At 73.4% G+C, this 8814-nt stretch carries 8 protein-coding genes; 4 read left to right on the top strand and 4 right to left on the bottom strand.

Annotated elements, in window-relative coordinates; translation table 11 throughout:
• Positions 1–351: 351 nt before the first annotated feature.
• The 3 genes from WD794_02975 (at position 352) to WD794_02965 (ending at position 3095) form a co-directional block, all read left to right on the top strand.
• Positions 352–1071 (top strand): helix-turn-helix transcriptional regulator, encoded by a 720-nt coding sequence (locus WD794_02975; protein ID MEX2289271.1) that lies wholly within the window; start codon positions 352–354, stop codon positions 1069–1071.
• A gap of 123 nt (positions 1072–1194) precedes the next feature.
• Positions 1195–2028, top strand: coding sequence for a glycerophosphodiester phosphodiesterase family protein (locus WD794_02970; protein MEX2289270.1), 834 nt, complete (start codon positions 1195–1197; stop codon positions 2026–2028).
• Positions 2029–2201: 173 nt separating this feature from the next.
• Entirely contained in the window at positions 2202–3095 is an 894-nt protein-coding gene (locus tag WD794_02965; protein MEX2289269.1) for a DUF5926 family protein, read from the top strand.
• Positions 3096–3112: 17 nt separating this feature from the next.
• Here WD794_02965 and WD794_02960 read toward each other — a convergent pair whose 3' ends face one another.
• Together WD794_02960 and WD794_02955 are read right to left on the bottom strand one after the other, a co-directional pair.
• The gene (locus tag WD794_02960; protein ID MEX2289268.1) at positions 3113–4339 is read right to left on the bottom strand and encodes an arginine deiminase; all 1227 of its coding nucleotides are present in this window, start codon (positions 4337–4339) and stop codon (positions 3113–3115) included.
• Positions 4340–4412: 73 nt separating this feature from the next.
• Positions 4413–5384: an iron-containing redox enzyme family protein gene (locus WD794_02955; GenBank protein MEX2289267.1), complete on the bottom strand. Its 972-nt coding sequence runs from the start codon at positions 5382–5384 to the stop codon at positions 4413–4415.
• Positions 5385–5704: 320 nt separating this feature from the next.
• Between WD794_02955 and WD794_02950 the strand changes: the two genes are divergently transcribed.
• Complete coding sequence (locus WD794_02950; protein MEX2289266.1) at positions 5705–6613, top strand: EamA family transporter; 909 nt, start codon at positions 5705–5707, stop codon at positions 6611–6613.
• A gap of 237 nt (positions 6614–6850) precedes the next feature.
• Here the strand turns inward: WD794_02950 and larC are convergent, their stop codons facing one another.
• Together larC and larB are read right to left on the bottom strand one after the other, a co-directional pair.
• Entirely contained in the window at positions 6851–8035 is a 1185-nt protein-coding gene (gene larC, locus WD794_02945; GenBank protein MEX2289265.1) for a nickel pincer cofactor biosynthesis protein LarC, read from the bottom strand.
• Positions 8032–8769: a nickel pincer cofactor biosynthesis protein LarB gene (larB, locus tag WD794_02940; protein ID MEX2289264.1), complete on the bottom strand. Its 738-nt coding sequence runs from the start codon at positions 8767–8769 to the stop codon at positions 8032–8034. The genes larC and larB overlap by 4 nt, the downstream gene beginning before the upstream one ends.
• Positions 8770–8814: the final 45 nt, after the last annotated feature.

The raw sequence follows: 8814 nt of genomic DNA, 5'->3' as shown, positions 1-8814 counted from the left end.
CCCACCGCCGCCCGGCCCACCGCCGCCCGGCCCACCGCCGCCCGGCCCACCGCCGTCCGGCCCACCGCCGTCCGGCCCACCGCCGTCCGGCTGCTGTCCCGACCAGGCGGGCATCTCGTTCAGGACCCTGTACAGCAGAGGTCAACTTTTCGCCGAACATGACCTCTCCTGCACAGCGCCGGCGCGACACATCACCCCCCCGCGCCGTCGTCGTCCACAGCTGGCGCTCGTGGCAGGTTGCCGGTTGTCCACAGCGGCAGGGTGCCCGCTGTCCACAAGACCGCTTGCCTGTTGTGCACAGAACTGGCCTGGAGGCTGACGGCTGCGTGCGCGTCGGGCAACCCTGACCGGATGGACATCCCGGGCCTGCTACGCGCCGCGCGGCACGAGCAGGCAGTCACCCAGCGCGTGCTGGCCGCCCGGGCCGGTATCGCCGCCGCGTCGCTCAGCCGCTTCGAGTCCGGCGCGGCGCTGCCGTCGCTGCCGATGCTCGAGCGCATCCTGCTGGCCTGCGGCCGGGATGCCCACTGGACGCTCGTGCACCGGCACGCCGATCTCGACGCCGAGCTCGCGCGGCTGGAGGCCCTGTCGCTGCGGGACCGGCTGTGCAGCGTGGAGCTGCTCACCAACGACTTCGTCGATCAGCTCGGGCAGATCGACGTGCTGATCGGCGGCGCCTGGGCTGCAGCGCTGCACGGACTGCCGCACGAGCACAAGCACGGCCGGCTCTGGGTGTCCGGAGACGAGACGAGCCTCGAGGCGCTGGCAGCCCTGCTGCTCAGGAGGCTGGCGCTGCTGTACGTCGACGGCGAGCTGAGCTCGCCGACGACCCGTGCCTCGACGCTGGTCCGCCACCCGGAGGCCGAGTGGCGGCTCGGCTGGGTGGGCACCTTCTCCACGACGGTGGTGGGCCCCGGTGGTTCGTGGCCGGCGGAGGTGCGGGTCGACGGCGAGGAGGGACCGCTGCGGGTCGTCGTCGCGGCGGACCTCGGCCCCGACGACGGTGTTCGACCGGACGTCCTGGAGCGCTGGCTCGCCCGCCGGCTCACGGACCGGGCGGCGGCACCGTGAGGGCGGCCAGGGCCGGCGCACGGCTCGGCCGCTGACAGACCGGCGCGCGGTTGGGCCGCTGACAGACCGGCCGCTGACAGACCGGCCGCTGACAGACCGGCGCGGTGGGGGCAGGATGCGCGGGTGCTCTCCGACCGCCGGTTCGTCAAGGTCGTGGCCCATCGGGGATCCTCCGGCGCGCATGCCGAGCACACCCTCGGCGCCTACGAGCTCGCGCTCGAGGAGGGTGCCGACGCGCTCGAGTGCGACGTGCGGCTGACCCGGGACGGTGTGCTGGTCTGCGTGCACGACCGGCGGATCGACCGGGTCAGCGACGGCCGCGGGGTGCTGTCGACGCTCGAGTTGGCGGAGCTGGCCGAGCTGGACTTCGCCTCGTGGAAGGCCCGCCGGGGCGACCCGGTGCTGGAGGCGGCCTGGGAGGAGGCCGAGCAGGACCCGGAGCGGCGCAGCGTCCTGACCCTCGAGCGGCTGTTGCAGCTCGCGCTGGACAGCCGTACTCCCAGCGGGCGGCAGGTGGAGCTGCACATCGAGACCAAGCACCCGACCCGGTACGGCGGGCTCGTGGAGCGCAGCCTGATCGACCTGCTCGGACGCTACGGCCTGGCCGCCCCGCTGTCCCGATCGGCCTCACCGGTGACCGTGATGTCGTACGCCGCGATGTCCCTGCGCCGGGTGCATGCGCTGGCGCCGGCGCTGCCGACGGTGTTGCTCATGGAGCGGGTCCCGGTCCGCTACCGGGACGGGCGGCTGCCCGCCCGGGTCGGCAGCGCCGGCGTGGCGCTGCGCGTGGTCAAGAACCACCCTGGCTACGTGCAGCGGGTGCACGACCACGGCCACCGGGTGCACGTCTACACCGTGGACGAACCCGAGGACGTCGAGTTCCTGCTCGATCTCGGCGTCGACGTCATCATCAGCAACCACCCCGGCCGGGTCCGTCACCGGCTGGCGCAGCGCTGACCGCCGGCCCGCACCTAGGCTGCCAAGGCCGCGCACCAGGCCCCACACACCAGGTCCCGCATCAGGTCCCACACGGAGTCCCACGTCCCGAGGAGCCCCCGATCAGCACCCGCCGTCACCCGCCCGCCCGCTCGACCGGCGCCCCCTCACCGTCGGCCGGCGCGTCCACCGCGGTGCCCGTGGTCGGTGGCCGCGAGCCCTGTCCGTGCGGCAGCGGCAAGCGCTACAAGGCCTGTCACGGCAAGGGCAGCGGCGAGGACCGCCGGCTGGTGGCCCGGCCCTTCCAGGGACGTGTCGATGAGACCGAGTGGGTGGCGCTGCGGGAGATCGTGCCGGCGGCGACCGCCCCGCTGCGGTTGCGCGACGACCCGGACCGTCCGGTGGTCCTGTCGACCGTCCTGCCACTGGCGTGGCCGGCGATGGTGCGCGCCGACGGCAGGATCTTCCTCGGCCTGCAGGTCCAGTCCCGCTCCGGGGACGTCAGCCGCGACCTGGCGTCCGCGCTGGAGCTCGCCCTCGAGACGCCGCCCGGCAACAGCGTTCAGCCGATCGGACTGCCCGGCCCCGGACGGCGGCTGCAGGACCTGCTGGCCGAGGACCCGCTGGACATCACGCTGCACCCCGGCTTCGACTACTGGGTCGAGGGTGCGGCCGACCCCACCGGGGAGGTGGCCGCGTCCATGGAGCGCGCGAACGCCTCCGTCGTGCCGACCGCGCGGCTGCAGTCTGTGCCCGCGGCGTACTGGTGCCGGATGAAGGAGCGGAGCCATCTTCGGTGGGTGCTGCCCGAGCCGGAGGACCAGGTGCTGGACGCGCTCGCCCGGCTCACCGTCGCGGGGGGCCTCGCGATCGGCCCGGACACCCGCTACGTCGGGTCGTTCCGTGCGCACGGCCTGATGGTGCCGGTGTGGGACGCGCCGGTGGACCGGGAGGCCGAGGCGATGGAGGAACCGGCCGTCGCGCTGCGGGCCCGTCTCGACCAGGCCCTTGCCGTCGACGGTCCGCTCACCGGTGGCGAGCGCCGGGCCCGCTCCGGCCTGCTCAGCCGCCAGCTCACCCTCAACTGACCCCCCACCCGCAGAGGTCAGCCGGGGAGCGGGTCGCGCGCCACCGGGCAGCTCATGCAGCGCGGCCCACCGCGACCGCTGCCCAGCTCGCTGCCGGCGATGCGTACGACCTCGATGCCGGCGCTTTCGAGCCGGTCGTTGGTCACGGTGTTGCGCTCGTAGGCGACGACCAGGCCGGGCGCGAGCGCGAGGGTGTTGTTGCCGTCGTCCCACTGCTCGCGTTCGGCGGTGACCGGATCGAGGCCGGTGTCGATGATGCGCAGGTGGTCCAGGCCCAGGGCGGTCGCGGCGGCCTGCAGGAACGGCTTCGGCCCGGCCACCTGCAGGCTGTGGTCGTCGCGGGGGGTGACGGTGTAGGCGGACAGCGTGTCCGCGACCGCCGGGAACATCACCACGGCATCGCGGTCGACCATCGTGCAGACGGTGTCCAGGTGCATCGTCGCCCGCTCCTGGGCGATCGGCACGGCCAGCACGGTGTGCGCGATTCCTGCCGCAAAAGCCCTGAGAGCAAAGGCTTCTACCCCCGCGGGTGTCGTTCGTTGGCCGGTTCCGACGGCGACTACGCCGGGCGCCATCACGAGCACGTCACCGCCCTCGAACCACGCCTCCTCGCGACTGCCGCCGTACAGCAGCGGGGTGCCGGCGAAGCGGGGGGAGGAGCGGTAGATCGCGCCGGCCAGCGCCCGTTCGCGTTGGCGGGCGTGCATGGACGGGCTGGTGACGGCGACGTGGTCGTCGACCCAGACCGAGGAGTCGCGGGTGAACAGCAGGTTCGGCAGCGGGCGTACGACGAACTCGCCCGGGCCGGCCAGTCGCGCGACGACACCGTCCGGGCCGTGCGAGGGCAGCTCGTCGTGGGTGAGCCCGGCCGAAAGCACGCCGGCCAGTTCGTCGCTCGGCAGGTCGAGCAGCCAGGCACGCAGGACCGTGGCCAGCGCCGGCCCCACGACGGCCGGCGCGACCGCCGACTGCACCACCTCCTCGCGCGCCGCCGGCGACCCGAGCGTCTGGACGAGCAGGTCGGTGAGGTAGAGCACCTCGACGCCGCGCGTGCGTAGCGCCTCGGCGAAGGCGTCGTGCTCCTCCTGTGCGCGGGCCACCCACGGCAACCCGTCGAACAGCAGGTCGGCACTGTTGCGGGGCGTCAGCCGCTGCAGCTCCGCGCCTGGCCGGTGCAGCAGCACGGTGCGCAGCCGGCCGACCTCGCTGGTGACCCGGTGTGCCGCCGCGGCGAGTCCGGTCATGGCTGCACCCTAGAGATCCGACCCGCACAGGTCATCCGGCACAGGCCATCCGGCGGATCGCGTCAGGCCGGTCTCACGCGGCGGTGGACTCCTCGAGCAGGCGCTCCTGCAGGCCGGCGAAGAAGGCCAGGTTGATGGTCGAGCGCCACCAGGCACCCTTGACCATGCGCGGTCCCCACTCCGGTCGCTCGGCGGCCAGCGGCTCGATCGCCTTGTCCATCCAGTCCCTGCCGTGCACCGGGTCGACCTCGGCGTGCTCGACGTAGAACGGGTAGCCGCCCTGCGGTGCGCCCAGCCGGTCGAAGGCCTGCAGCACCAGCCGGCAGCGCGGACCGGCCTGCAACTCGAGCAGCCCCAGGGCACCGATCATCTCCGGCTGCAGCCAGCGGTTGGTCGCCATCAGGCCGTTCAGGGCGATCCGCTCCAGGGCGGCGACCGGCAGCTCCTCCCGTGGGACGGACGGCATGTCGATCGCCGCGACCAGGTCGGCGTGCAGCTGCGTGTGCACCCCGGCCAGCTCGCCCTGACCCATCTCGTCCCAGAAGTTCTTGGCCAGCTCGAGCTTCGCCGTCCCGGACAGCCCGACCTGGCAGAGCGCGATCAGGTCGTCGAACCCGCCGTCCGGGCCGCCTTCCAGGGCGAGGAAGTCCACCACCTGTTCCCACGTCGCCGTCGTGGCGAGCCACTTGTAGGCCGCCGGCAGCCGGTCCTTCGCCGCCACCGCCCGCATCGCCTGCACCACCTCGGCCGGGGTGCGGCAGTCGGTCAGTGGGCCGGCCTGCTGCCAGGCCTGCTCCAGCTCGTCGAGCCATTCGGCCTCGAGCCGATTCTTCAGCTCGGCGACGGCGGGCGCGTGCTGGTGCCGCACGGCCTCCCCCACCACGTCGAGCGGAGCCGTGTGCAGGTCGTAGACGCGCAGCAGGGTGCGGAAGCGGTCGCGGCGGTCCACCGGCTCAGCGCTGCGCAGCAGCTCCAGGGCGGCTCCGCCGGCGCGCAGCGCGCGAGCCAACTGCTCGGCCGAGCCGGGGGCGTCTGTCGGGGTCATGGCAGAGTTCCTCGCAGGAGAAACGGGCGGGACATCGGACTTCTGCCCCTCGATCTGCGGCTGTAACAGCACGTTAGCGTCCCGTCCCCGGCCACTACGCGCCGACGCACGCGGCGATCAACCACCGAGAAAGGCGCCTCCGCTTGGCGATCTTCTGGTTGCTGGATCGGCAGCGGACACGCCGGCGCGTCGGATGCGAAACCAGCCAGCAGAAGATCGGCGGCAGTGGACGGCGCCTCAGCGTCGACCCGGGCGCCAGATAGCGGCTGGTCGGCGCCCCGCGCGGGGCGGCGTCGAGCATTACTAGCGTGTAGTGCCTCATGCGACCTCAGGCTGTCGGCGCGGTGCTCCTGGCGGCAGCGCTGTTCGGAACCACGGGTACGGCGCAAGCTCTCGGCCCGGACTCCACGACGCCGCTGGGGGTAGGGGCGGCTCGACTGGCGGTCGGTGGGCTGGCTCTGCTCGCGCTCCTGCCCCTAGTCGGCGCGTCATGGCGTGAGGCGATGGTGCTGTGGCGCACGCGCTCCGGACTGGTCGCAGGAGCGTGCACCGCGCTGTACCAGGTGTTCTTCTTCGCGGGCGTCCAGCGTGCTGGCGTGGCTGTCGGGACGCTGATCGCTCTCGGTAGTGGCCCGGTCCTGACCGGCGTGCTGGCGCGTCTGGTGCTCGGTGAACGACCTGGCCGCTCATGGCTCATCGCCACGGGTCTCTGCCTCACGGGCCTATCCGTGCTCGTCCTTGGCGGCTCACCGTCAGGGACAGTCGATCTGCTCGGTGCGGTACTGGCACTGCTCGCCGGGCTGTCGTACGCCGCCTACACCGTCTTGGCGAAGCAGCAGCTCGACGCCGGGCACCGCCCTCCCGCCGTCATGGCCGGAGCGTTCGGCCTCGGCGGCCTCCTGTCTCTGCCGTTGCTGGCAACGCAGCCGGTGGGATGGCTCGGTGACGGGAGCGGCGTACTGCTCGCGCTGTACCTGGGCCTGTTTACCGTGACGCTGGGCTGCCTGCTGTTCGTGCGGGGACTGTCCTCGCTTCAGGCGGGGCCGGTGACCACGCTGATGCTGGCTGAGCCCGTGGTGGCAACGGCGCTCGGCATCACGGTGCTGGGCGAGCGCCTGTCATGGCTAGGCGCGATGGGCGCGGCGTTGGTGTTCATCGGACTCGTCGTTCAGCGCAGAGGTTCAGCAGCGAGGGTGCCTGCGCCGGAAGGTGCCCCAGCCAGCGCATAGGTGCGATTCGCGGACGATGCAGAAGCCGTTCTGCAACAGGCGCGCGCCGCCACTACCCGTGCGGGCCGACCAAGATCTTCACGCCTGGTGATCTACTGGTTGCTGGATCGGCAGCGGAAATGCCGGCGTGTCTGCTGCGAATCCAGCCAGCAGAAGATCAACTGCCGACGAGCCGCCGGACCTCGTAGGTGCGATTCTCGCTCGTTCGATTGCTGCTGCCCGCTGGTGACTGCGCCGTCAGCGGCCGCCGAACTCCGCCGCGGCGGCGTGCGCCTCCTGCAGCACCTGCTTGACCGGACGACCGAGGGCAGCCGCAGCCGCAGCGACGTCCTCCCACTCCGGCATCGTGTTCACGACCTCGCTGTGCAGCAGGCCGAGCTTCACGCGGATGCGCCGTCCCTCCACCTCGACGGTCCGCTGCGCCCGCTCCAGCTCGGTCTTCGCCACCGGCGTCTCCCGCAGCCCCAGCGTGCTCGTCTGGCGGAAGACCACCTCGCGCGCCGCGGCCGCGAGATGCGCGTCGCAGAGCACCGACAGGGTGTGCGCCGGGCGCCCTTTCTTCATCAGGACCGGTGTCAGCCAGGCGTCGCTCGCCCCTGCGGCGAGCAGCGCCTGCAGCACGCCCGGCCACAGCCGCGGGTCGAGGTCGTCGACGTTGGTCTCCAGCACCAGAGCGGTCTCCGGCACCAGAGCCGTCCCGGCCTCGTGCACCGCGTCGCCGAGCACCAGTCGGAGCACGTTGGCCAACTCCTCGGGATTCCGTCCTCCTGCACCGGAGCCGGTGCGCAGCAGCGACATCGGCGGCAGCGGGCCGTACGACGAGACTGTCGTGGCGAGTAGCGCCGCGCCGGTCGGGGTCGTCATCTCGGCGGCCACCGGGCCGGCCTGCACCGGCACCCCCTTCAGCAGCGCGAGCACCGCCGGGGGCGGGACCGGCAGCGGCCCGTGGGCCCCCCGCGTGGTCCCGGAGCCGAGTGTCACGGTCGAGGCGGACAGCGCGTCGAGCCCGAGCGCGTGCAGCCCGGCCGCACAGCCCACCACGTCGGCCAGCGCGTCGAGGGCGCCCACCTCGTGGAAGTGCACGTCGTCGACGACGACCCGGTGCACCGCCGCCTCGGCCGCTGCCAGCCGGGCGAAGACGCCGAGCGCCAGCGACCGCACAGCGGTGGGCAGCGCGGCCCGCTCGAGCAGGGAGCGCACGTCCGCCCAGGTGCGGGCCGGCGGCCCGGCGGGGGCCAGCACGTCCACCTTGCAGGCGCCGATCCCGCCGCGCACGACGTCCGAGCGGCGCAGCCGGACCGGCTCGACACAGACCGCGTCGACCGCCTCCTGCAGGGTCTCCAGCGGGGTGCCCGCGTCCACCAGCGCACCGAGCAGCATGTCGCCGCTGATCCCGGCGGAGCAGTCCAGCCAGCCGATCACCGCGACGTCCGCCGGGCCACCCGCGCTGCGAAGACACCTGCACCGAAGCCGTTGTCGATGTTCATCACCGGGACGCCGGGCGCGCAGGCGTTGAGCATCGCGAGGAGCGCGGCCAGCCCGCCGAAGCTCGCGCCGTACCCGATGCTGGTCGGCACCGCGACCATCGGTGTGCCGACCAGCCCACCCACGACCGAGGGCAACGCCCCCTCCATCCCGGCCACGACGACGAGGCAGTCCGCGCGGTCGAGCGCGGGCCGCGCGGCGATCAGCCGGTGCAGCCCGGCGACACCGACGTCGTCCACCCGCTCGACCTGCGCGCCGAAGGCCCGCGCGGTCAGCGCCGCCTCCGCGGCCACGGGTCCGTCCGAGGTGCCGGCCGCCAGCACCGCCACGGTCCCCCGCGCGCGCGGCAGCGAGCCGACGGCGACGGTGCTCCCGTCGACCAGCACGTCGTCGTGCGCCGCCCGCAGCGCCGACACCGTGTCGGCGCCCGCCCGGGTGACCAGCACCGCGCGGTCCCCGGACGCGCGCAGCGCCTCCACCACGTCGAGCACCTGGGCCGTGCTCTTGCCCGCGGCGTAGACCACCTCCGGATCACCCGTGCGCAGCGCCCGGTGCACGTCGACCAGCGAGTGCGCCAGCGCGTCGTAGGGCGCGGTCGCGATCCGGTCCAGCGCGTCGGCCGGATCCACCTCGCCCGCGGCGACGGCGGCCAGCAGCTCCTGCGCCTGCATCCGGTCCACGGCCGGGAGCGTACGGCGCGCGACTAGGGTTTCCGC

This window comes from Mycobacteriales bacterium (assembly GCA_040902655.1).
Lineage (GTDB): Bacteria > Actinomycetota > Actinomycetes > Mycobacteriales > SCTD01 > SCTD01.
Note: the sequence above shows the minus strand (reverse complement) of the source record. Positions and strands in the feature narration are given on the sequence as shown.